Below are 22751 nucleotides of genomic sequence, written 5' to 3' on the forward strand. Positions count from 1 at the left end.
TTCTTTCCCTTAAAAAAGTTGAATCCATTGGATGAACCCATACCCGGCTCCGGTTTCCAAGGCGATGGATGGAATTTTGCCCAAGGCGGTGGAACTTGAGAAGATGAAAAAGCGGGTTTCTGCCCATACGGCAAAAAGGTTTACGGCCCCTGTCGGAATCCAGGGCACCAGCCGGGCAGTAACAAGCAGGGTCCATTGCCGCCATTGCGGCTGTGCATGGATGGACTCCAGCCAATGCCAGCGGTTTCGGTATTTTCGGGGAAGCATGCGCACGCCCCGCTGATAAAGCACAAAGGCAAGCATAGCTCCCAAAACTTCCGCGGTCCAGGACAGGACCCCGCCCCACCAAGCTCCCCAAAGCCAGACGTTTGTTGCCGTCATAAAGATCGAGGGGAGAAAGCCGGTCAGGTTGACGAGCGTATTGATCAAAAGGCTGACTGGAATGGCCCAAATGCCGAGTTCCAGCAAAATGTTTCTCCACATTTCTTCCATGCAACGTTCTCCCTTGCTTCAGATTAAGTTTATTATACCGGGAGTTTTTAAAAACCACCCGGCTTCCGGGTGGTTTTTAAAGAAATCATCATCTTTTCAATACCCTCAAGGCGGCGGCAACTTTTCTGGCAAAAGTGATCGGATTTTCGACGGATTCAAAATGAATGTAAAATAAACGGGGGTTTTCAAACAACCAGTGGTTGTGAAGAGCGGTTACAATAATTCCCCGTTTACGCAATTCGGAGATGAACGGATTAATCTCTCTTTGTAAAATCACCGTTTCTCCCAAATTGAGCGCGCGGCCTTGGCGGTCAAGGCTTTCAAAACTGAAGAAGGTGGGAAGAACCAGCGGAGAACGGGACCGTTTCCCCAAAATGGTGACGGGGATGTTCCGGAATTTTTGAATAAAACAAACCCCGTTTATGGTGCTTGGCTGGCCGTTGACAATTCGTGCGAATTGACGGCATAAGCGCTCAAGCGCTGACATAAAATCACCTCCGCGTTTTTCAAATCGCTATAACATATGTATGAAGGATCCGGACGAAAGGGCCAGTACCCAAGGAATCAAAGCTTAAATGCAAAAAGAGGCGTTTTGGAAAAGAGGTTGTTTTTTTGTCTTAAAAATTGAATAATCCGTGACAAAAAAACTTTTTTCGTACAAAAAGACCATAATTTAGGAAGACCGTCCGAATAAATCATCAGATGGACTCCCGATTAAATCTCTTCGAATCCCCATTCGAACCGGGTTTATATCTGGCCAGGGCAATTGCCCTGGTTTTTTAATGGGTTTTTTGAGAAAAATCATTGACGATGGTCCTTTCCAGTCATTATAATAGAGTCAATTCAATAAAATAATACTATTCTTATCAGATTTTGCTCTTATCCAGAGAGGCTGAGGGACTGGCCCAATGACGCCCGGCAACCCCGGATAAAGATCCGGAAGGTGCCAATTCCTGTAGAAATCCTTTGGGATTTCTAGAAGATAGGAGAGACTTCGATGAGTGATCAAGCCTCTTCTCTGGATCAGAGAAGAGGCTTTTTTACAACAAAAGGGGGAAAAAGGCCAATGAGTGAATCCACGAACTATCGAAGCGAAACCATTGCCGTACACGGAGGACAGGTGCCGGACCCGGTCACGAAATCGAGAGCCGTGCCGATTTACCAAACGACCTCTTATGTGTTTGACAATACGGAACATGCTGCCAATTTGTTCGCGTTGAAAGAAACGGGAAATATTTATACCCGCATCATGAATCCCACCCAGGATGTTTTTGAAAAACGGGTGGCGGAACTGGAAGGCGGAGTCGGAGCGTTGGCAACCAGCTCCGGGCAGGCAGCCATCACTTATGCCATTTTGAACATTGCCAAAGCCGGAGATGAAATCGTCGCTTCCAGTGCGTTATATGGAGGAACTTATAATCTCTTTTACCATACTCTTCCCAAAATAGGGATTCGCGTGAAATTTGTGGATCAATCGGATCCGGAAAACTTCCGGAAAGCGATCACCGACCGGACCAAAGCCATTTTTGCCGAAACCATCGGAAATCCCCAATTGGATGTGCTGGATTTTGAAGCGGTTTCGAAAGTGGCTCACGACCACGGAATTCCGCTTATTGTGGACAATACTTTTGCTTCCCCGTATTTGTGCCGTCCTTTTGAGCACGGGGCCGACATTGTCGTTCACTCGGCCACCAAATTCATCGGGGGACATGGAAACAGCATCGGCGGAGTTATTGTGGATTCCGGAAAATTTGACTGGACCAACGGCAAGTTCCCGGATTTCACGGAGCCCGATCCGAGTTATCACGGAGTGGTGTACAGCGAAGCGCTCGGACCGCTTGCATACATCACCAAAGCGCGGGTGCAGCTTTTGCGTGACACCGGAGCGGCGATTTCCCCGTTTAACGCCTTTTTGTTGTTGCAAGGGTTGGAAACATTGCATCTGCGGATGGAACGGCACAGTGAGAATTCACTGGAAGTTGCAAAATATCTGGAAAAACATGAGTCGGTTGAATGGGTCAATCACCCGGGGCTTCCGAACCACCGGTCTTATGAACTGGCTCAAAAATATCTCCCCAAAGGCCAAGGGGCGATTTTTACTTTCGGCATCAAAGGCGGATTGGAAGCCGGCAAGAAGTTCATTGAAAGCCTGGAACTCTTTTCACATCTGGCCAATGTCGGCGATTCCAAGTCCCTGGTGATCCACCCGGCCAGCACCACGCACCAACAATTGACGGAAGAAGCGCAAAGAAGCGCAGGAGTGACTCCGGATCTGGTCCGTTTGTCCGTTGGAATTGAGTCGGTGGATGATATTATTGCCGATCTGGATCAGGCCTTGAGAAAAAGCCAGCTATAACTGTTAAATCGAATCCCTTCACCCGTCAACCCCTTTCTATTTTTTATGGAAAGGGGTTTTGTTTATTTTAATAATGTCAACAATTAGGAGGACAAAATAGGATTTTCTATAAATTGAACCAGCTTGGATCGCCGTCTTATGATAAAAGTAACGAGATGTTCACAAAATATAAATATATATTCCCAAAAGAGAAAGGAGAGAGGAACATGGCGGAATCGGGTCAGGCAAATCCCGGAGTCAAAATGAAGGTACAACGTTTCGGGAGTTTTTTAAGCGGAATGATTATGCCTAATATCGGCGCCTTCATTGCCTGGGGATTGATCACGGCTTTATTTATTCCTTCCGGATGGTTCCCGAATGAGGATTTGGCCAAACTGGTCGACCCCATGATCCAATATCTGCTTCCGGTTTTAATCGGATACACCGCCGGAAAAATGATCTACGATGTCAGAGGAGGTGTGGTGGGAGCCACGGCCACCATGGGCGTCATCGTCGGATCCGGTATTCCCATGTTTTTGGGAGCGATGGTGATGGGACCGCTTGGCGGTTATTGCATCAAAAAATGGGATCAATTGGTCGAAGGAAAAGTGAAACAAGGGTTTGAAATGCTTGTGAACAACTTTTCCGCCGGGATCATCGCAGGAATTTTAACCATCCTCGGCTATAAAGCCATCGGCCCGGTGGTATTGTTGTTGAACAGCACACTGGCGGCGGGGGTTCAAGCCATCATCGATGCGCATTTGTTGCCGCTTGCCAGTTTGTTTGTGGAGCCGGCAAAAGTCCTGTTTTTGAATAATGCCATTAACCATGGAATTTTAAGTCCGATCGGGATTGAACAAGTTACTGAGTCCGGAAAATCGATCTTGTTCTTGTTGGAAACCAACCCGGGTCCCGGACTTGGAATTTTGCTTGCTTATATGTTGTTTGGCAAAGGAACGGCCAGACAATCCGCGCCGGGTGCGGCAATCATTCATTTCTTCGGGGGAATTCATGAAATTTATTTCCCTTATATTTTGATGAAACCCTTCCTTTTGGTTGCGGCCATTGCCGGCGGAGCCACCGGCGTCTTCACCTTCTTGATGACCGGCGCCGGATTGATCGCAGTGCCGTCACCGGGAAGCATTTTCACCTTGGTGGCCATGACGCCGAAAGGGAACTATGTCGGTGTTTTGGCGGGAGTCATCGCGGCGACGCTTGTTTCTTTCCTTATCGCATCGTTGATTTTGAAAACATCCAAACAAAGCGGTGAAGACTTGGACAAAGCTGTTGAAAAAACCAGTGAATTAAAAGGGAAAGAAGGCAGAGCGGCCGAGCTGCTGAAAAAAGAAGAAAAACCGGCAGACGAAGAGCCGAAAGCCGAGACGGTTGAGTACGGCAAAGTGAAAAAAATTATTTTTGCCTGTGATGCAGGAATGGGCTCCAGCGCCATGGGGGCATCCATTTTGAGAAACAAAGTGCAAAAAGCAGGCTTGGATCTGTCTGTGACCAACACATCGATCAACAACCTGCCGGATGATGCCGACATTGTGGTGACACACAAAGACCTGACGGACCGGGCCAAAGCCAAGGTCCCCCATGCTCATCATATTTCCGTGGACAACTTTTTGAGCAGTCCGAAATACGATGAACTCGTGGAAGAATTGAAAAAGGCCAAAGAATAACGGGAAAGCACGGCTTGTCCGAAGCTTTCCGGGCGATGTCGTTTTAATGGAGTGGACAAGATGTATATCACTGCAAGGGAAAGGTTGATTTTAAAACGTTTGTTATCCACCCGGGTGGATAATTTGACCACGAAGCAACTGGCGGAAGAACTGGATGTCAGTGTCCGCACCATCCACCGGGATTTGAAAGGGATTGAACAATTGCTTCAAAAGTATGACCTGGAACTGGTCAAAAAGCCGGGAGTCGGCATTCAGCTGTCCGGTGCAGCCGGCCAAATGGAGGCATTGAAACAGGATCTGTTCCGGCAATCCCGCCGGGAGTATACGCCGGAAGAACGGAGAATCCTGATTTTATGCACGCTTTTGGAAGCAAAAGAACCCGTGAAACTGATTTCGCTGGCAAGTGAACTGGACGTCACCATGGCAACCGTCAGCCATGACCTGACCAAGCTGGAAAGCGGGCTTGAAAAGTTTGATTTGTCGTTGATTCGAAAACGCGGATACGGGGTTGAAATTGTCGGAAGCGAGTCGGCCAAGCGGCGGGCCATGAGCAACCTGATTGCCGAAAATATTGATGAAGTCCAGTTCTTATCCCTGATCCGCGAAAACATTCAAAACAAGACAAAAAAAACGTCTGAATCCCTTTCCGGAAGATTGCTGGGGTTGGTTGAAAAGCGAAAGCTCATCCTGGTGGAAAAAGTGGTTGAAGAAATCAGCAAACAATTGCCTTATTCTCTTGCGGACAGTGCCTACATCGGTTTGGTTGTCCACTTGGCGCTGGCGATCGAACGCATTATGCAGGGGGAAAACATTGAAATGGATCCCGTTCATCTGAACCGGTTGAAAAACACGCCGGAGTATGCGTTCGCCCGGCAATTGATCGCCCGGTTGCAAACGGTGTTCCGCCTGTCGATCCCCGAAGCGGAAGTCGGCTATATCACCATGCATCTGCAAGGGGCCCGGCTTAGACACGATCAGGAATACCGGATCGAGGAAGAGGATTATCCCGTTCTGCTTTGGACCAAAAAGCTGATCCGGTTTGTGGAAGAAGAGCTGAATTGCCGCTTGTCGGATCAAACATCACTGGTTCAGGGGCTGATTTCTCATTTGAAGCCGGCCCTCACCCGCATCCGGCGAAATATGAAAATCACCAACCCCATGTTGCCCAAAATCATGGAAGATTACAGGGATTTGTTTGCGGTCGTCAAAAAAGGGATGGCGGCCGTCTTCCCTGATGTTTCCGTTCCGGATGAAGAAATCGGATACCTCGTGATGCATTTCGGTTCGGCATTGCTCAACAAACAAGATCAGGATTTGCATGCGCTCATTATTTGTTCCAGCGGGATTGGCACATCCAAAATGCTGGAAACCCGGATCCGGCAGGAGATTCCTGAGATCAAAAATTTGACCAACCGGTCGGTTTTTGAAATCGATCAGGAGGACCCGGAGGCGTTTGACCTCATCATTTCCACCATCCAACTGCCTTATTTCCAAGAGAATTATCTGGTGGTCAGTCCCATTTTGACCCGCGATGAAGTGGAAAAGATCCGGGCCTGTATCCGGGAAAAAAGGCGCAAAAAGAGACAGGGCTTCAAACCTTCTTCCGGGCGTCCGGATCCGGCCCCTTCCCAAAAGCTGGAACAAACCGTCTCCAACATGCAAAAGATCCATCAGTATTCGGGGGGGATCGCCACCATCCTCCAAGGGTTCCAATGTTTTGTTGCGGAAGAGGCCGGATCTGTCCCGGAAGCCTTGGAAGCAGCCTGTTTGCGATTGCGGGATGAAGGGGTGATCCAAAGGGTGGCGCCGGTGGTGGAAGCTTTATTAAAGCGGGAGGAAAAAGGGGGATTGGGAATTCCCGGGACACGGCTCGCACTTTTCCACACACGGAGCAAACAGGTGGTTCGCCCCTCCTTTACGGTTTGTTTTCTGAAGCAGCCGTTTGTGATGAAGGGCATGGATCAATCGGACATCCGTGCCGATACGTTGCTGTTGTTGTTGGCGCCGGAGAAGGTTTCCGGTCCGGTGTTGGAAGTCTTGAGTTTCATCAGTTCCCTGTTTATTGAAAATGATGAGGGGATTGCCTTGTTTCAGTCGGGAGACCGCCAGGCAATTTCCGCTTACCTCGCTAAACGGTTTGAACGATTCTTTGAAGAGAAATTAAAAGAAACAAGGAGTGTTTGACATGGCATCATCGATCTTATCTCCGGAAAACATCCGTTTCAATGCAAGCGTGGACAGCAAAGAGGAAGCGATCCGCTTAACGGGCCAATTGTTGGTGGAAAGAGGTTACGTCAAACCGGCTTATGTGGATACCATGCTGGAGAGGGAAAAATTGACTTCGACGTATATGGGCAATTATGTTGCGATTCCCCATGGAACGGAAGAAGGCAAGGAAAATGTTATCGAATCCGGCATTGTGATCGTACAGGTTCCTGACGGCGTGGACTTTGGCGACGGCAACATCGTCAAACTTTTAATCGGAATTGCCGCAAAAGGCGATGAGCACTTGGATATTTTATCCAAGATCGCCTTGGTGGTTGCCGAGGAGGAAAACGTGCATCAAATTGTTCAAGCGGAAACAGCCGAAGAAATCATGAAATTCTTTTAAGAGGTGGACACACATGCTGGCAGTACATTTTGGAGCTGGAAATATCGGACGCGGATTTATCGGCAGCCTGCTTCACCAATCGGGATATGAGGTTTGTTTTGTGGATGTGAACAGGGAGATAGTGGATTTGATCAACGAACGGAAAAGCTATTCCATCGGGTTGGCCGATGATTCCAATGAAGAAATCATCGTCAAAAATGTTTACGCCATTCACAGCGGAGACCATCCGGAGCAAGTGATGTCGGCCATTGCCGGTGCGGATCTGGTCACCACGGCGGTCGGTCCCAATGTCTTGCCGCTGATTGCCGGACTGATTGCCGAAGGGTTGAAACAGCGGATGGCAACCGGAACCAAGCCCTTGAATGTCATTGCTTGTGAAAACATGATTGGCGGCAGCGCCCTGCTAAAAAAAGAAGTTTATTCCAAACTGGATGAAGAAGAAAGAGAAAAGGCTGATGAAATGGTCGGTTTCCCCAATGCGGCGGTGGACCGGATTGTTCCCAACCAGTCCCATGCGGATCCGTTAAAAGTGGTGGTGGAACCCTTTTATGAGTGGGCGGTGGACCGTTCACAAGTGGTGGGAGAACTTCGAGTGGCCGGCATGACCTTGGTGGATGATTTAATGCCGTATATTGAACGAAAGCTGTACACCGTCAACACCGGCCATGCCGTGGCCGCATACTTCGGCTACCAAGCCGGTTACCAAACCATTGATGAAGCCATGGCGGATCCAAAGATCCAAAGCCTGGTGAAAAACACTTTGCAGGAAACCGGAAAACTGTTGGTTGAAAAGCACGGGTTCAACCCAGAGGAACATCAAAAATACATCGACACCATCATCCGGCGTTTTGTCAACCCGCATATTTCTGATGACGTGACCCGGGTGGGCCGTTCCCCCATACGGAAACTGGGACCCCAAGACCGTCTGGTCAGTCCGGCTGCCCAATATATCACGTATCTGAAGGAGCAGCCGGTTTCACTGGCCAAAGGTATTGCCGCTGCCCTGCGGTATGATTACCAGGAAGATCCCGAGGCCGTTCAAATTCAGGAAAGCATCCGGCAAAAGGGATTGGAGAACACCATTTATGAGATCACACAAATCCCGCCCGAAAGCGACCTCATGAAACGGATTGTCGGGGAATATTCCCATTTTGCGCTTTAAAGAAAAAACCGGAGCTTTGTCTGCTCCGGTTTTTTTGGAAGCGATCTTGATGAAGCCCATCATTTTATTTAAAATAAAATTAAAAATATTCTATTTAATCAAAATAAAACATCGATTTGTGTATTGAATGAATCCAGTTGCAATGATTACTCAGAAAAAAGGCAAACCGTTGGTGTAAACGACCCGTGTTTCCAATGTCACAGGGTTGCAATTCGATTCTTTTTCCGTTCATACGGATCCATTTACTCACCGAGAGGGAGTTGGAAAATGCAAAAAGAGGTTCATATGATCATTTACGTTATTCTGGTTCTGTTGACAATTGCCCTTTTTTCTGAAATTTTTTCGAACTCATGACCGGATCAAAAGCGAAATCCGGAGGAAGAATCGATGGAAAAACGCCGCACCATTGGCAGTGGCCGGCAATTTTCATGGTGAGCCAAACGGAAATGGCAAGTGCAAACCCAACCCCGTCTGTCATTCTGGGGGACGGGGTTTTTTATTTGTGTAAAGCATCCCGTGAACATTCCGGGAAGCCAAAGAAGTCCGTAAAAAAAGCGAACTTCATGATTTTTAACAAAAACGGCTTATCTTTTTGTAAAATAGAATAAATCAGTCTCTTGTGAAATAGCTGAATAGAGTTAAAAAAGGAGGTGTGCAGGCTACGGGATGATTAATCAATTATCGGCGTACGGATCGATTTTACCGACAGAACAGAAAAAACGGGCGCAGACACAATTTTTTCCGTAACGGGGAACATGCGAAAATTGATCCTTCCGGGGTTGGCAGCCCTTTTTTTTTATGATGGCGGCCGGCTTTCCCATTTCGTTTGCCGAAAGCGGAGGTTTTGAGGTCCCGAAGGTGGATGACCATTTTGAGGAAGTGAAACCGGGTCCGGGCCCGGCGGATGAGCAACCGGTCTCACAGGAAGTGAAGAAAGAGAGCCCTTCTTCCGAAAAATCGGGTAATCCGATTGGTAAAGCGTGGAATTGGTTTAAGGGAAAAGTAAAGGGAGTTTGGGAAGGAACAAAGGAATTTTTGGGGGACTTATGGGACTGATTCACCGGAGTTTGTGCCAAGATGAAGGAAGTGGTGGTGGACAAACTGTCCGCTGCCTGGAAATGGGTTAAGGAGAATATTGGATATATCGCGGCCGGAGTGGTGTTGGTGGTCGGAGTGGTATTATGTTTTGTCGCTCCACCGCTGGGAGCTTCGGTGTTAATCGGGATGGGCCTTTCTTTTGGAATGAGCTGGTTGATGAATGGCGAAATCACGCAGGACACCTTTTTGGAAGCAGCCCTCGGCGGTGTATTGGGGGCGATCGGATTGGGGATTGCCGGGGGAGCGGCCCGGGCATTGGCCGGTTCATTGGGAAGCCGGCTGATTGCATCCATCACCGGTTCGAGGTTGTTGGGGCCGCTGGCTTCCGGGATTCGGAATGGGGTTACGAAATTGCCGGGGCCGCTTCGTTCCATTTTCTCCAGAGCTGGTGTCGTGGGTGCGGTGGAAGGATCCGGAACCAGCGTTGCCGATGATCTGCTTCACGGACGCGGCATCAACTGGAAGAATGCGATCATCGCCGGTGTCGGTGGTGCGGCGTTGGTCGGGGTCACCGCTTTTGCCGTGCCCGTGTTTAACAAAGTGAAACAGCTCGATCTCGGCATACCGGCGGTCAAATCAGAAACGGATGAACTGTTTGACAGCTTTCAAAGGTGTTTAAAAGCCCGGTCCACCGAACGTTACACGGCAATGATCGAGTTGCCTTGCGGAAACCGCACACCGGATCCGAAAACGCCCAAAGTGGAAAAAGACATCTCATTGGTTCCGTGAACCCCGGAACATAAACAAAACCGGTGGGAGATTTACAAGGCAAACGGCGGAAAATGGAGTTATGAACAATGGAGCAAAACGTATGATGCCAACATGGAAAAAGCAAACCGGTCGCACCAATTGGTGGAAAATTACCGGAAAACCCTCAACTGGGAAAACTCCACCATGCAACACAGTGTGGACACCCCACTTGGTGTGCGGATTATCGACATTGCCGATCCCAAAACATTAAAAGCGGTTGAACATAAGACCACGACCAAAACCGATGGAAGCAGAGGGTATTTTTCAAGAGATGTGCACATCCGGGATGAACTGGAAAAGGACAAATATCTGGTGCAAGTGGAAAATTGGGATATCACCTGGGTGTTTGAAAATGCCGATGCCAGCCAGCCGTTGATCAATGAATTAAAAGCGGCAGGAATTAAGGTGGAATTCCGGTAATTAACCGTAAAGGAGGGAAAAAGGCAGTGGTACAGGAAAATCAACGAGACTGGTTCGAAGAATGGCTGATGATCCATCCGGATGAACTGGAAAAATTGCAAAAGAAGCTGGGGCATTTGGATCTGGATTACACTCCGGAGTCCCTGCTGAGAGTGGAAGCATGGGTGTTGGAAAATTACTCCTCGCCGGATGAGATATTGAAAGATGAAGAAAAAATGACGTTGGACGGCCTGTTGCGGTATGTGGGCGAAGTTTTTAAAATTCATCTACAAGGGCGGTGGAATATCCATCAGGAGGATCCGGAGCATCTGTTTTACAACCTGCCGGTGATCAGTTTTCCGGGCAACATTCCGGATACTTCCCCGCTGTCGCTCATCACGGCCAGCCTTGATCGGAAATCGGGGAACTTTCTTTACGATTCACTGAACCGGAAAAAGAATTATATGGAAAGCCAGGACATTTTGGCAAGACGGAAGCCGGACGGAAAAAAAGGAACTCCCTTTGGACCGTCCGGTTTTTCCTTTGGAGGCGGGCAGGCTCTTTTTGATGCGGGGGAATAACGGCATGGTGGCGGCGGGATCGGTTGATGAGCCAAAGACCGCTAATGTAAAATAAAAAAGCTGTATACGAAAAATTCCGAAGCCGTTTGCATTTTTAAAACAAAAAGAAATTCGACAACAAGAGTTTAAAGGATGTTTGGGGATGAAAATACTGTTCATTCTGCTTGTGGTGATGGTTGGAATCATTGGTTTGGGAATGTGGTTCCGGTTCAACCGTTTGCCCCGGCTGCCATTGAAAAAGCCTGAAAAGATGCTGAAACCGCAGGAATGGAGCCGGGAAGAGGTGACGGTTGGCTGGGTCGGGCATTCCACGGTTTTGATGCAACTTTATGATACACGCATTCTCACCGATCCCGTCTTGGGGAAACGCGTGGGAGAGTCCATCAAATGGTTGAACCGGCAGATCGGGATGAAACGCCATACCGAGCCGGCTGTCTCTCTTTCAGATTTGGAGAGGGTGCAGTTGATCCTTTTGTCCCATGCCCATTTTGACCACTTTGACGTTCCCAGCTTGTCGCAATTGGCCCATGAAGGGTGTTATGTGGTGACTCCCAAAAACACGGCCCGTCTGATCAAACACTTGCCGTTTAAAAAAGTTTTTGAGCTGGGATGGGATGAACAACTGGAGATTGAAGAACTGGGAATCAAGATTCTGGGCGTCCCCGTCAAACATTGGGGGAACCGTTACCCTTGGAATCGCCGGTACGGCTATAACGGTTATTTGATAGAGAAAAAAGGAACCCGGATCTTTTTTCCGGGGGATACGGCTTTTACGGATCAATTTCGCAAGTTGTCTGATACGGGGCCGGTGGATCTTGCTTTTATGCCGATCGGAGCCTATTCCCCCGATCATTTGCGATGGGCACATTGCACGCCGGAAGAGGCTTGGGCCATGTTTCGCGATACGGGTGCGAAATGGTTGGCTCCCATTCATTGGGACACCTTTGTATTGTCGGCCGAACCTTTGGATGAGCCGTTAGAACGGTTGATGCAAGCCGCCGGGCAAGAAGCGGGGCGGATTGTTTTCCGCAAGCACGGGGATACATTCATGCTATCCAAGGAGAAACAGAAAAAGCCGGATTCTGAAATCCTCAACAGGTAACGGGCGGCTATCGGCACAGCGGGTGATAAATGCTTTTATGAAAGTGAAATGGATCAGCAGGTTTGAATGGAGGCTGAAAAAACTTTCTTTTCGATCGGGAGATCATCATGTGGAATCCGGCAGATAAAGGAGTCGATCAAATGGCATCTTCGATGGATTTGACACCGGAGCAGAATCAATTGCTCCGTACGCGATTGGAAGCTCTTTTAACCAGCATGGATCAAAATGAGAAGATCAAGCCCCGTCCGGCCCGAAAAAAAGCCAAAACCGATCAGGGCGACGGATTCAAATACGGCCGGGCGATTCCCCGGGCCAGAAAATATTATCAGGAAGACAATGTGATCTATCTCCAGAGCGCACTGAAACTGAAAGAAAGCACGGAACAAGCCCTCAATGAAATGAAGCAGCAAAAGATCAAGAAAGAAACGATCCGGAAGCTGAAAAAACAGTGCAATGAATTCGTGAAAGAATACGGCGGCTTGATCACCCTGACTGCTACACTCGCTTCTTTGGTCAGCAGTGCCAAAGATGTTCTCGAAGCATTAAAAATCATTGAGTAATTCAATCCGGGATTTCCGCCATCAGCTGTTTGGCGGACGGGTGGATGTTGGTTTTGCCAAGGATGAACTGATTTGGATCAACCGGATTGCGGAGGCGGGTTGCATGCCTCCGTTTTTTTTGTGCTAAACTACTGGGAGAGACAAGAATTTTATGGAAATCCCGACGGGTGACATACATGAATATTTTGGAGGACTGATTTATGAGTGTTCATCAATCCAATCAGCGAAAGTCCAACCGGTTGATCCGGGAAAAATCGCCTTATCTTCTCCAACATGCGCATCAACCCGTGAATTGGTTCCCATGGGGGGAAGAAGCTTTCCAAAAGGCCAAGAAAGAGGATAAACCGGTCTTTTTAAGTATTGGTTACAGCACCTGCCATTGGTGCCATGTCATGGCACGTGAATCGTTTGAGGATGAGGAAGTGGCTGCCATTTTGAACCGGGATTTTGTCCCGGTCAAAGTGGACCGGGAAGAAAGGCCGGATGTGGATCAAGTATACATGACCGTTTGTCAGGCGATGACCGGCCAGGGAGGATGGCCGCTCACCATCATCATGACGCCGGAGCAAAAACCTTTTTTTGCAGGCACTTATCTGCCCAAGCAAACCATGTACGGACGCATGGGCCTGATTGATTTGTTGAAACGGGTTTCGATGCTGTGGAAAGAGGAGCGGAACCGGGCCGATGAAGTCGGGGACAAAATTGTCCACGCGGTCAAGTCTTATTTAAATGCGGCGGAAGCCGGGGAGGTGGACTTGGGGGTCATCGATCATGCGTATGAACAGTTCGCCAGCCAGTTTGATCCGGATTTTGGAGGTTTCGGCGATGAGCCGAAGTTTCCCCGCCCGCATGATTTGCTGTTTTTGCTCCGGTACCACAGGCTGACGGGAGAAGAGGAAGCCCTCCAGATGGTGACCCGCACGCTCACAGCCATGCACAGAGGGGGGATTTATGACCACTTGGGCCATGGCTTTGCCCGGTACGCCGTGGACAGGGAGTGGCTGATTCCCCACTTTGAAAAAATGCTTTATGACAATGCTTTGCTGGCTTTGGCTTATCTGGAAGCGTACCAGGTGACCCTTGAGGAACGTTACGCCGAAGTGGCACGGGGCATTTTCCGTTATGTGACAAGAGACATGCAGGCGCCGGAAGGCGGTTTTTATTCGGCAGAGGATGCTGATTCCGAAGGGGAAGAAGGAAAGTTTTATGTTTGGACCCCGCAGGAAATCGCGGAGGTGTTGGGAGAAAAAGAGGCTGAAATCTTTTGTGCGGCTTACGGCGTGACAGAAGAAGGAAATTTTGAAGACGGAAAAAGCGTCTTAAACCAAATTGGCGTTCGCCTCGGGGAGATTGCCGAGAGGTATCAGCTGCCGCTGAATGAATTGGAGGAAATGCTGGCAAGAGGGTGCCGGAAATTATTTGAAGCCAGAGAGCAACGCGTACGCCCAGGAAAAGACACCAAAATCCTCACGTCCTGGAACGGATTGATGATTGCGGCATTGGCCCGGGGCGGCCGGGTTCTCGGAGAAACGGAATACACCGATGCCGCGGTCAAAGCGGCCCGCTTTCTTTCAGAACGGTTAATCGATGAGAAAGGCCGTCTGTTTGCCCGCTATTGTGACGGGGAAGTGGCCTATCCCGGCTATCTGGATGATTACGCCTTTTTCACCTGGGGTTTGACGGAGTTGTACGAAGCCACTTTTGAGCCCCGGTTTATCGAGCAAGCTTTGGTGTTGACACGGCAAATGCTGGCGCTGTTCAAAGACGAAAAACAAGGAGGATTTTATTTTTACGGAAAAGATGCAGAGTCCTTGTTTGTCCGGCCCAAAGAGATTTATGACGGTGCGACTCCGTCCGGCAACTCGGTGGCGGTCTATAATTTGATCCGGTTGGCCAAGCTGACATCGGATGAATCTTTGCTTCAGGAGGCGCGGGAACAAATCCGGGCTTTTGCCAAAGCGGTGGAAGCTTCACCGATTTCCCATTCCTTTTTCCTGATGGCGGTGATGTTGGTGCTGGGGAAAAGCAAAGAAATTTTCATTTCCGGTTCGCCCAATGATGTGAAAACCAAAGAAATGATCCGGTTGATCCAAAGGGCTTACTTGCCGGAAGCGGTCATTTCCCTGGATCCGCGCGGAAGTGATGCCACCACCATCAAATGGTTTGTTCCCCGGTCTGAAGAAGAGGCGTCCCAAACGCTTGGCCCCAAAGTGTACATCTGTGAAAATTATGCCTGCCAATCGCCGGTGACCGATTTGGAAGAGCTGAAAAAACAATTGCAGTAAAAAGCATCATGACAAGCTCCAAAAAGAGATTTTTGGAGCTTGTTTTTTTATTCTTTTTCCAGTATGACGTTCAAGTGGACGGGTTTTCCGGCATCTTTGGATTGAACCGGAAGGCGGCGCGGTTTGTAACCTTCTTTTTCGATGACAAATTCGTACGATCCGGCGGGCACATACCATGTAAAACGGCCATTTTCATCGGTATATCTGGCGATTTCCGGGACGGGTCCGCTGACGTCTTCTTTCGGTTTCGGGACGACCAAAGCGCCGGAGACAGGCGAATGGTTTTCATCCGTGACGGTTCCGGTGACTTTCACTTTGGACACGGGTCCGGCATCCGGTGTTTTTTCACAGCCGAAAAAGAGCGGGAAACAAAGGGTGAACAGAAGGATGGTGAATCCGCATTTCCATTTCATCAAGCAAAATCCCCCCTTGAATAAAAAGAGAGAGGAAAGATCCTCTCAGAATGGTACGGCTACTTTATATGACTTTCCTTCAGGGGAAAAAGTTCCAACCGGTTGGAATCTATTGGTCTTTCCAAGTGTTCAGGTTATCGAAAACTTCTTTGGTGATGCGGGTTCCGCGGTTGCTCTTTTTATTTCCGTAAACTCCGTTGGTGTGGATGGCAATGCTGCAAACCCCGCAATTCTGATATTGTTCCTGATAGACGGGTGATCCGCTTTGTCCGGAATAAGTGTCGTTGTCATACAGCAACTTGTATGGGGTGGTTTCGCGGATTTGGTCTCTGTGTTCCCATTGGGTGCCTTGCGGTTTGTCACCGGGATAACCGCTGATGTTCACCCGGGTGCCGTCCAATGATCCGCTCTGCCAGCGGTATCCGAACCAGCCGGTTTGGTTTCCCACGTTTTTGTTCAATTTGACGGCTCCGTAATCATAATTGGTGTTTCCATACCGGGTCCATCCGACAACCGAGTAAAAACGGGTGGCTTTCGCATAACCAAATGGCAAACGGTCGCCGTCCCGTCCGGGATAAACCTTTGCCCAAGAGGCCCATTTTTTCTCATCCGGGTCAAAGACGCAGTGGCCGGCCGTTGCAACGGTGTCCGGTCCGATCAGCCAACCGGTGCAGTTTCCGAGATCGCTTTGGATCTGGACGACAGCGCTGTAGGGGTATTTGGAAGTGTCTTTTACACGCGTCCGGTTATCCGGCCCGATGACAGATTCGGCGGATGCACCATTTTGGGAAAGGTTTTTTTCACGTGCTTTCAGCATGTTTCCTTGATGCCCTTTGCTGTAGGCGCCCCCGGAGGTTTGGACAATGTCCCCCGACTGCGTGGATTGTTTGATGATTTTGCCGTCGCTGGCCACGGGAGAGTGGGGGGAAGCTTCGGCAAACACTGCATCGGCTTTTGCAAAGGACCAAGAGGCGGGAACCATCAGCAAAAGGGTTGACAGGAAAGAAACAGTCATTCGCAAACCATTGGCATGTCGCATTGATATCCTCCTTCGGCGGTATGTACAGTTACGGGAATATTATAAATAAATGGAATAATTGTTACAATCAGGGGTCGGGTGAGACAAAAGCCGATTCAAAGTAAAAAACAAAGGATTTCCGCTTTTATCCCGCTCAATGAATGGCAGATGGGAATCTTCAGACCCGTATTTTTTAAGATGAAGGAAAAGCCTGAAAGATAATCTCTTTCAGGCTTTGTTGGATGAAGCATTTCCCCGGTAGGGATGCGGTTTGAAGGAAACAAGACGTCCTGTCACATGGAAAATGCGGTGAGGTTTATCTTGATGGCCGTTTTCGGAAATCCAGGCATAGCCGAGCTTTTTGGCTTCGTCGTCACTCGTGGCATTGATGGGACCATCATAAAGCAGTTGGCCATCCATATCATATACCGTCATGTGATACACGGATCCGGATCACCTCGAATGAAAATTTAAAAGTATAACTTTATTATATCATTTTTAATGGTTATGTGGTTTCGGTCAATAAATAACCGGCTTTGTCGGTGGCTTGGACCAATTCTTTGCGCAACCGGCGTTCCACTTCACCTTGTTTCCCGTTTTCTGCCCGGGCCTGGATCCGGACAATGGACGACTGCGGGGTCACATCCACCACGCCCAGCACGTTAGGACCGTCGATCACGTCCGGCAACGATTCCCGGAGGTGCCGGCATTGTTCTTCCAGGTAAGCGAGGGCCTGATCCAGATCGGTTTTGGTTGAAAGCGGAAGGTCTACTTTGGCAAGCATGTGTCCGCGGGAATGATTGGTGAGGGATTTGATATCCCGGTTTAAAATAAAGTGCAAATCCCCTTCCGGATCGCGGATTTTCAGGACGCGGAGGCCCACATGCTCCACGGTGCCGGAAAATCCGTTGACGGTGACATCTTCCCCGACTTGCACCTGGTCTTCCAACAAAATGAAAAATCCTGAGACGATGTCGGAAACCAGATCTTTTGCGCCAAAACCGATGGCAAGCCCCAGGACGCCGGCACTGGCTAAAATGGCAGAAATGTTGATGTGAAATTCGGCCAGGATGGAGACCAATGCGATGAAGATGATCACATAGGTGGTGACATTGATCAAAATGCTTTGAATGGTTTTTAACCTCAGCTGCGTCCCTTTGCTGAGACGGCTGTGAGTGGTCAGGCGGATGATCAACTTTCTGGCGATGATGATGCTGATGATTGAAAGCAAAATGATGATCCCGATTGCGATGACGGATGCAAGAATCGATCCCCAATCGAGTTTCAATATCATGTTTATCACTTGCGTGTCCCCCTCTTTGGATGTTGAGCAATCATGATTAAAACCAATATAATGGTTTGAAAAGATTTTGAAAAGGGGGGCGAAAACATGGCCTGGTCTCTCCGGACGTTCAAAGGAATGGTCTGGATGATTTGTGTGGCCGGGATGACCCAGGGGTTATTGATTCCGCTGTTGACGATGTTTCTGGAAGAAAGAGGAGTGCAAGCCGATTTTAACGGCCTGAGTGCCTCTGCGCTTTATCTCGGCATCTTGCTCGCGGCTCCCCTCGGACCGGCCATGGTCCGGCGAATCGGCGTGAAGAAATCGATTCTTGCCGGGTTGTACATTGTCACTGTTGCAGTTTGTTTTTTTCCGTTTTTTCAAAGTTTCTGGGTATGGACCGGGCTTCGCTTTCTGGTCGGCATCGGCGACAGTTTGTTGCACTATGCCACCCAATTGTGGATCACCATCCATGCTCCCGTGAAAGAAAGGGGACGCCGGATTTCCCAATACGGGTTTGCTTATGGATTGGGATTTGGGATCGGTCCGCTGGGGCTGAATCTGGTTCATTTTGGAGAAACGGTTCCGTTTCTCTTTGTTTTGTGTATCCTCTTTTTTTCCATTTATTTAACCGGCCGTTTAACGATCGCCGAATCTTTGGACAACGAATGGAAAGAAAAGGATGCGAACCGGCAGGGATCATTGCGAACGGTTTACCGGCTTGGCTTCATTGCTTTTTGCTCCCCGTTCATTTACGGGTTTTTGGAAACCGCTTTGACGGGGAATTTCCCGGTGATCGGCATACGGGAAGGCATGGGCCAAGGCTTTATTTCCCTTTTGATTTCCGCATTTGTCTGGGGCAGTTTGCTCTTTCAGGTGCCGCTCGGGGTGTTGGGGGACCGGATCGGCCGTAAAAATCTGCTGATTTTGGTTTGTTCGGCCGGATCGGCCGGCATGTTTGTCATCCCGCATTTTTTGTCCAACGAGATTTATCTTTTTGTTTCTTTCATATTGATTGGCGGATTGGTCGGCTCCCTTTACTCCATGGGATTGGCTTGTGCCACGGACTTGCTGCCGGCCCGCTTTTTGCCTGCCGCCAATGCCATCGCTTCGGTTCATTTCAGTGTGGGCAGCATTCTCGGCCCTTCTTTGGGCGGTTTTTCCATTGAAAAAGCAGGCGGGGAAATGTTGTTCATCACCATCGGATGCATGCTGGCCGGTTATGTTTTGATGATTTTATTGGAGAAGATGGGCAACCGGATGAATTCGTTCAAATCCAAAGAAAAACAAGCGGTGTGAGCTGGTCCGCCGGCTGAATTAATAGGTCCGGCGTTCCCATCCTTCCCCCTGCCATTGAAGCGGAATGGTTTTTCCGCGGGTTTCAAGGACCGGATCCATGATGTACCAGCCGCGTCCGTTGACACTTTCATTGGTCTGATAATGGAAGCGGATGAAACGGGCTTCTTCGGGAACCGGAATGGCGTAAGTCTTCCAATCTTTTCGGTTTCCGCTGAATTGCTCCGCCGCGGACCAATGCCGGCCGTCGGCGGAAAATTCCACCGTGGCTTGATCATGAACCGGTTCAATCCGGTGCCAAGTCGTAAATACAAGGGTGCGATCGTGAGTCGAAAGCGGCAGGGATGCCACCAGCGAACGGGACAGTTGGTCGCCGTAACCGGAAAACCAAGCCGGAACCTTGCCCGGGATTTTCACGGGAATGGCGTCCGCCGCCATGCGTGCCACTTCTCTTCGCAGCGGATTGATGGATTCGGTTTCCCGGGTCGGGTGGACGCGATTGGTCAAAAGGATGGCGATTGTTCCCTGGCTGCGGTTGATCACCAGCGAAGTTCCGGTGAATCCGGTGTGGCCCATCGCATCCGGACCGCTGAGTGCGTCCATGTACCAACCTTGGTTTAATTCCCAGCCGAGACCGTGATCATCGCCGGGAAAGTCGGTGTTATAGTTGTTTTCCATCAGACGGACGGTCTCTTTTTTTAAAATCCGCGTGGATCCGTATTTCCCGTCCATCAACATCATATGGGCGAAGACGGCCAAATCGCGGGCAGTGGAAAAAACCCCGGCATGTCCCGCCACTCCATCCAGTGCCGCCGCATTTTCATCATGCACGGTTCCCCACACCAACCCCCGGCCGGTCCACGGCTGATATTCCGTTGCGGCAATCCGGCGTTTCAACTTTTGCGGAGGGTTGTAAAACGTGTCATGCATGTGAAGCGGGCCCGTGATTTCTTTTTGGACAAATTGATCCAACCGCAGACCGGAAAGGCGTTCGACAAGAACCCCCAGTGTAATCATGTTGAGATCGCTGTAGGTGTAAGTGGTTCCGGGCGGATGGTCCAGCGGGTAAGCCAAAGCGATTTGCAACCGTTCTTCCCGGTTGTTTCCCATTTGATAAAGCGGAATGCCGGAACGAAAGCCGGAAGTGTGCGTCAGAAGCTGGCGGATGGTGACCGATTGCTTTCCGTTTTGGGCGAATTCGGGGATGTATCTGGCTACGGGATCATCCAGCTCAAACCGTCCTTTTTCATACAATTTCATCACGGCCACGGATGTGAAAATCTTGCTGACGGATGCGAGGTCGTAGATGGTGTCTTTCCGTGCGGGGACCGGGGGATGAACGGGAGTCTGTCGGTCATCGGCATAACGGACGGCATATCCATAGGCTTGGTGTTTCACAATGGTTCCTTTGCGTGCAACGAGGAGTACGGCGCCCGGAGTCATGTTTTCCCGGATGGCCTGACGGAGAATGGTGTCCATGTGAAGGAGCGGTTTATTTACCATGCCGCAAGATTCGGGAGACCCCGGTTGGAGAACCGGACGGGTCGGGCGTGAATCTCCCCAGACCGGGTTGTTGTCCGGGAGGCGGTCGGAGGCATGAAGCTGCACGGAAGTCTTTCCATGAAATTCGTTTCCCCAAGCGGTTGCCGGAGCGAGGGACGGTAGAATCAGCGCGGTGACCAGCAACAGATGGATGCCGGTTTTTTTGTACACGGCCCACATTCCTCCTCTTTGATCGGTTAATTTTATTTTAATCCATTTTGACAGGAGAAAGACACCGGAAACAAAGGAAAAGTGTTTCCGGTCAGGAGGTGCCGTGCGGGGGAAGGGTGTAGCTCCACCGGTCCCGGGCGAGATCGGTCGACGGGAAGACGTCTCTGGCTTCTTGAAGCAAAGCCTCGCATTCTTCTTCTTGAAACCGGGTGCTGATATGATTCAAGATCAAATGGTTCACCCCGGCTTCTTTGGCGACGGCGGCGGCTTGCGTGCAAGTGGAGTGAAAATATTTGCGGGCCAGATCTTCTTGATCCCGGCGGTAAGTTGCCTCATGAATCAGCAAATCGCACCGGTTTGCCAGGATGCAGGCTTCGGGAGTGTACCGGGTGTCTCCAAGAATCGCCAAGGTTCTTCCTTTTTTCGGGGGGCTGACATAATCTTCCCCTTTTAATACCCGTCCGTCGGGAAGGGTGACGGTTTTCCCTTCCTTCAACAACCGGTAATGAGGACCGGTCGGAATCCCGGCTTTTTGCAACTTTTCCACATTCAATCTGCCGGGTTGATCCGGTTCTTCCAGACGATATCCGTACGAAGGGATGCCGTGATCCAGCTTTTTGGCCCGGATGGAAAAAGGGGGCGCTTCAAATTGGCAATCCCCTTCCATTTCGACGATTTCCAGCGGATACCGGAGAAAGGTGCGGCTTGTCTTTAAAGAGATTTCGACAAACGCTTGAATCCCTTTCGGACCGTACAAGGTGAGGGGGGAGGTGGCGCCTTGGAACGAACGGCTTCCCAAAATCCCCGGCAGACCGAAGAGATGGTCGCCGTGCAAATGAGTGATGAAAATCCGGTTGATTTTGGCGAGTTTCACCGGCGAGTCCCAGATTTGATGCTGTGTGGCTTCGCCGCAGTCAAAAAGCCAAATCTGCCCGTTATACTCGGGCATGATCAATGCCAGGGAGGACACGTTGCGGTTCCGGGAGGGAACCCCGGCACCGGTACCCAAAAAATAACATTGCATCGTGCAACCCATTCCTTTCTTATGAAGACTGGTTATATTGAAGAACCCATTCGCAGGCTTCGCGGACGGAAGAAACGACCCGGCCGGCTTTTTGTTTTACTTCTTCCGGGGCATGGCGCATGGCAAAGCTGTGGGGAGTCCATTCCAGCATGGAAACATCGTTAAACGAATCCCCGACGGTTGCGATTTCCTCCGGTTTCAGGCCGAGTTCATCCGCCAGTTTTTCCAGCGCATTCCCCTTGGAAATGCCGGTCGGCATGAAATCGAGGCAATCGGTGTCCGAAATAAAGGAGTCGACTTGGGAGGGGAACCGTTGGTGAATATGTTGATCCAAACGTTTTAAATCGTTCAGTTCCCCAAAGAAGCAAACCTTGCTGGGAAACAGTGATTTTCCGATTTCTTCATGCAATTGGGGGCGGGAATGAACAGGCATCTTCATCCTTTCTTCAATGGCCCGGGCTTTTTCCGTCTTTTCGGCGACAAACATTTCGTTTTCCTCGCTGACAAAGCAAACAAGCCCGAAAGGACGGGCCGCTTCATAGATTTGTTTGGAAATGTTTCCGGGAAAGGTGACCCTTTGCAAACATTTTCCTTCTTTGGTATAGATGAAAGCCCCGTTTTGGCTGATCCGGTGAAAACGGGCTTGAATCCGGTTCATCACCTGAACGAGTTCAAAGTCCATTCTTCCGGAAGCCAACCCGATTTCAAGGCCTGCATCCATCAGTCTGTGCAAGGCGTTTTGGTCTTCCGGATGGATTTGTTTTTCATGGTCGAACAGGGTGTTGTCCAAGTCGCTGATAAATAGTTTAATCATTGCTCTCACTCTTTCTTTTTATACTCTTTCTGGTTTTCCTGTGGGTATCATATATGATGCTTGGCTCCGGATGCAATCGTGGTGGCTTTGGATGCGGAGTGACTGGTATAAAAATACGGACGTTTGGAGGAAAA

At 49.7% G+C, this 22751-nt stretch carries 23 protein-coding genes and 1 riboswitch; of the genes, 14 read left to right on the forward strand and 9 right to left on the reverse strand.

The features are described 5' to 3' along the window. Positions 1-9 precede the first annotated feature (9 nt). Both NYE37_RS12375 and NYE37_RS12380 read right to left on the reverse strand, forming a co-directional pair. Positions 10-492, reverse strand: coding sequence for a TVP38/TMEM64 family protein (locus NYE37_RS12375; protein ID WP_037997591.1), 483 nt, complete (start codon positions 490-492; stop codon positions 10-12). A gap of 88 nt (positions 493-580) precedes the next feature. Continuing rightward, positions 581-979, reverse strand: coding sequence for a DUF1259 domain-containing protein (locus tag NYE37_RS12380; RefSeq protein WP_037997593.1), 399 nt, complete (start codon positions 977-979; stop codon positions 581-583). Positions 980-1368: 389 nt separating this feature from the next. Further along, a riboswitch (SAM riboswitch) is annotated at positions 1369-1481 on the forward strand. A 77-nt stretch (positions 1482-1558) separates the two neighbouring features. Here NYE37_RS12380 and NYE37_RS12385 point away from each other — a divergent pair. The 13 genes from NYE37_RS12385 to NYE37_RS12445 all read left to right on the forward strand — a co-directional run bounded on the left by NYE37_RS12385 (position 1559) and on the right by NYE37_RS12445 (position 15057). After that, on the forward strand, positions 1559-2848 hold the full coding sequence (locus NYE37_RS12385) for a homocysteine synthase (protein WP_037995193.1): 1290 nt from the start codon (positions 1559-1561) through the stop codon (positions 2846-2848). A 206-nt stretch (positions 2849-3054) separates the two neighbouring features. Beyond that, a complete protein-coding gene (locus NYE37_RS12390; RefSeq protein ID WP_037995194.1) occupies positions 3055-4509 on the forward strand; it encodes a PTS mannitol transporter subunit IICB in 1455 nt (484 codons plus the stop codon). 60 nt (positions 4510-4569) lie between these two features. Further along, positions 4570-6693 carry a BglG family transcription antiterminator gene (locus NYE37_RS12395; protein ID WP_037995196.1) on the forward strand — a complete coding sequence of 708 codons (2124 nt, stop codon included), beginning with the start codon at positions 4570-4572 and terminating at the stop codon, positions 6691-6693. Between the two features lies 1 nt (position 6694). Then, a complete protein-coding gene (locus tag NYE37_RS12400; protein ID WP_049719685.1) occupies positions 6695-7120 on the forward strand; it encodes a PTS sugar transporter subunit IIA in 426 nt (141 codons plus the stop codon). A gap of 13 nt (positions 7121-7133) precedes the next feature. Next, a complete protein-coding gene (locus NYE37_RS12405; RefSeq protein WP_049719686.1) occupies positions 7134-8282 on the forward strand; it encodes a mannitol-1-phosphate 5-dehydrogenase in 1149 nt (382 codons plus the stop codon). Positions 8283-9140: 858 nt separating this feature from the next. Then, a complete protein-coding gene (locus tag NYE37_RS12410; protein WP_131470854.1) occupies positions 9141-9338 on the forward strand; it encodes a hypothetical protein in 198 nt (65 codons plus the stop codon). Positions 9339-9359: 21 nt separating this feature from the next. After that, positions 9360-10109, forward strand: a complete 750-nt coding sequence (locus tag NYE37_RS12415) for a hypothetical protein (RefSeq protein WP_037995208.1) — start codon at positions 9360-9362, stop codon at positions 10107-10109. 93 nt (positions 10110-10202) lie between these two features. Further along, positions 10203-10550, forward strand: a complete 348-nt coding sequence (locus tag NYE37_RS12420; protein ID WP_037995209.1) for a hypothetical protein — start codon at positions 10203-10205, stop codon at positions 10548-10550. Between the two features lie 26 nt (positions 10551-10576). After that, on the forward strand, positions 10577-11110 hold the full coding sequence (locus tag NYE37_RS12425) for a hypothetical protein (RefSeq protein WP_037995212.1): 534 nt from the start codon (positions 10577-10579) through the stop codon (positions 11108-11110). Positions 11111-11252: 142 nt separating this feature from the next. Further along, positions 11253-12212 (forward strand): MBL fold metallo-hydrolase, encoded by a 960-nt coding sequence (locus NYE37_RS12430; RefSeq protein WP_037995213.1) that lies wholly within the window; start codon positions 11253-11255, stop codon positions 12210-12212. Between the two features lie 140 nt (positions 12213-12352). Continuing rightward, a complete protein-coding gene (locus NYE37_RS12435; RefSeq protein ID WP_131470853.1) occupies positions 12353-12772 on the forward strand; it encodes a hypothetical protein in 420 nt (139 codons plus the stop codon). After that, on the forward strand, positions 12765-12899 hold the full coding sequence (locus NYE37_RS12440; RefSeq protein WP_255347190.1) for a hypothetical protein: 135 nt from the start codon (positions 12765-12767) through the stop codon (positions 12897-12899). The genes NYE37_RS12435 and NYE37_RS12440 overlap by 8 nt, the downstream gene beginning before the upstream one ends. 73 nt (positions 12900-12972) lie before the next feature. Then, positions 12973-15057: a thioredoxin domain-containing protein gene (locus NYE37_RS12445; protein ID WP_049719688.1), complete on the forward strand. Its 2085-nt coding sequence runs from the start codon at positions 12973-12975 to the stop codon at positions 15055-15057. Between the two features lie 47 nt (positions 15058-15104). Here NYE37_RS12445 and NYE37_RS12450 read toward each other — a convergent pair whose 3' ends face one another. The 4 genes from NYE37_RS12450 to NYE37_RS12465 all read right to left on the reverse strand — a co-directional run bounded on the left by NYE37_RS12450 (position 15105) and on the right by NYE37_RS12465 (position 17782). Next, the gene (locus NYE37_RS12450) at positions 15105-15470 is read right to left on the reverse strand and encodes a carboxypeptidase-like regulatory domain-containing protein (protein ID WP_231564590.1); all 366 of its coding nucleotides are present in this window, start codon (positions 15468-15470) and stop codon (positions 15105-15107) included. 109 nt (positions 15471-15579) lie between these two features. Further along, positions 15580-16509 (reverse strand): trypsin-like serine peptidase, encoded by a 930-nt coding sequence (locus NYE37_RS12455; protein ID WP_049719689.1) that lies wholly within the window; start codon positions 16507-16509, stop codon positions 15580-15582. A 207-nt stretch (positions 16510-16716) separates the two neighbouring features. Then, entirely contained in the window at positions 16717-16923 is a 207-nt protein-coding gene (locus NYE37_RS12460; RefSeq protein WP_069201535.1) for a YhzD family protein, read from the reverse strand. A 70-nt stretch (positions 16924-16993) separates the two neighbouring features. Beyond that, complete coding sequence (locus NYE37_RS12465; protein WP_037994298.1) at positions 16994-17782, reverse strand: mechanosensitive ion channel family protein; 789 nt, start codon at positions 17780-17782, stop codon at positions 16994-16996. Between the two features lie 96 nt (positions 17783-17878). Between NYE37_RS12465 and NYE37_RS12470 the strand changes: the two genes are divergently transcribed. Further along, positions 17879-19069: an MFS transporter gene (locus tag NYE37_RS12470; protein WP_037994210.1), complete on the forward strand. Its 1191-nt coding sequence runs from the start codon at positions 17879-17881 to the stop codon at positions 19067-19069. Positions 19070-19087: 18 nt separating this feature from the next. Here the strand turns inward: NYE37_RS12470 and NYE37_RS12475 are convergent, their stop codons facing one another. The 3 genes from NYE37_RS12475 to NYE37_RS12485 form a co-directional block, all read right to left on the reverse strand. Continuing rightward, positions 19088-20788, reverse strand: a complete 1701-nt coding sequence (locus tag NYE37_RS12475; RefSeq protein ID WP_037994212.1) for a serine hydrolase — start codon at positions 20786-20788, stop codon at positions 19088-19090. A gap of 82 nt (positions 20789-20870) precedes the next feature. Next, positions 20871-21803, reverse strand: a complete 933-nt coding sequence (gene rnz, locus NYE37_RS12480; protein WP_037994214.1) for a ribonuclease Z — start codon at positions 21801-21803, stop codon at positions 20871-20873. 19 nt (positions 21804-21822) lie between these two features. Then, positions 21823-22617 (reverse strand): HAD family hydrolase, encoded by a 795-nt coding sequence (locus NYE37_RS12485; protein ID WP_037994216.1) that lies wholly within the window; start codon positions 22615-22617, stop codon positions 21823-21825. Positions 22618-22751 lie beyond the last annotated feature (134 nt).

It is taken from the genome of Thermoactinomyces sp. FSL K6-2592, from assembly GCF_038006465.1.
GTDB lineage: Bacteria > Bacillota > Bacilli > Thermoactinomycetales > Thermoactinomycetaceae > Thermoactinomyces > Thermoactinomyces vulgaris.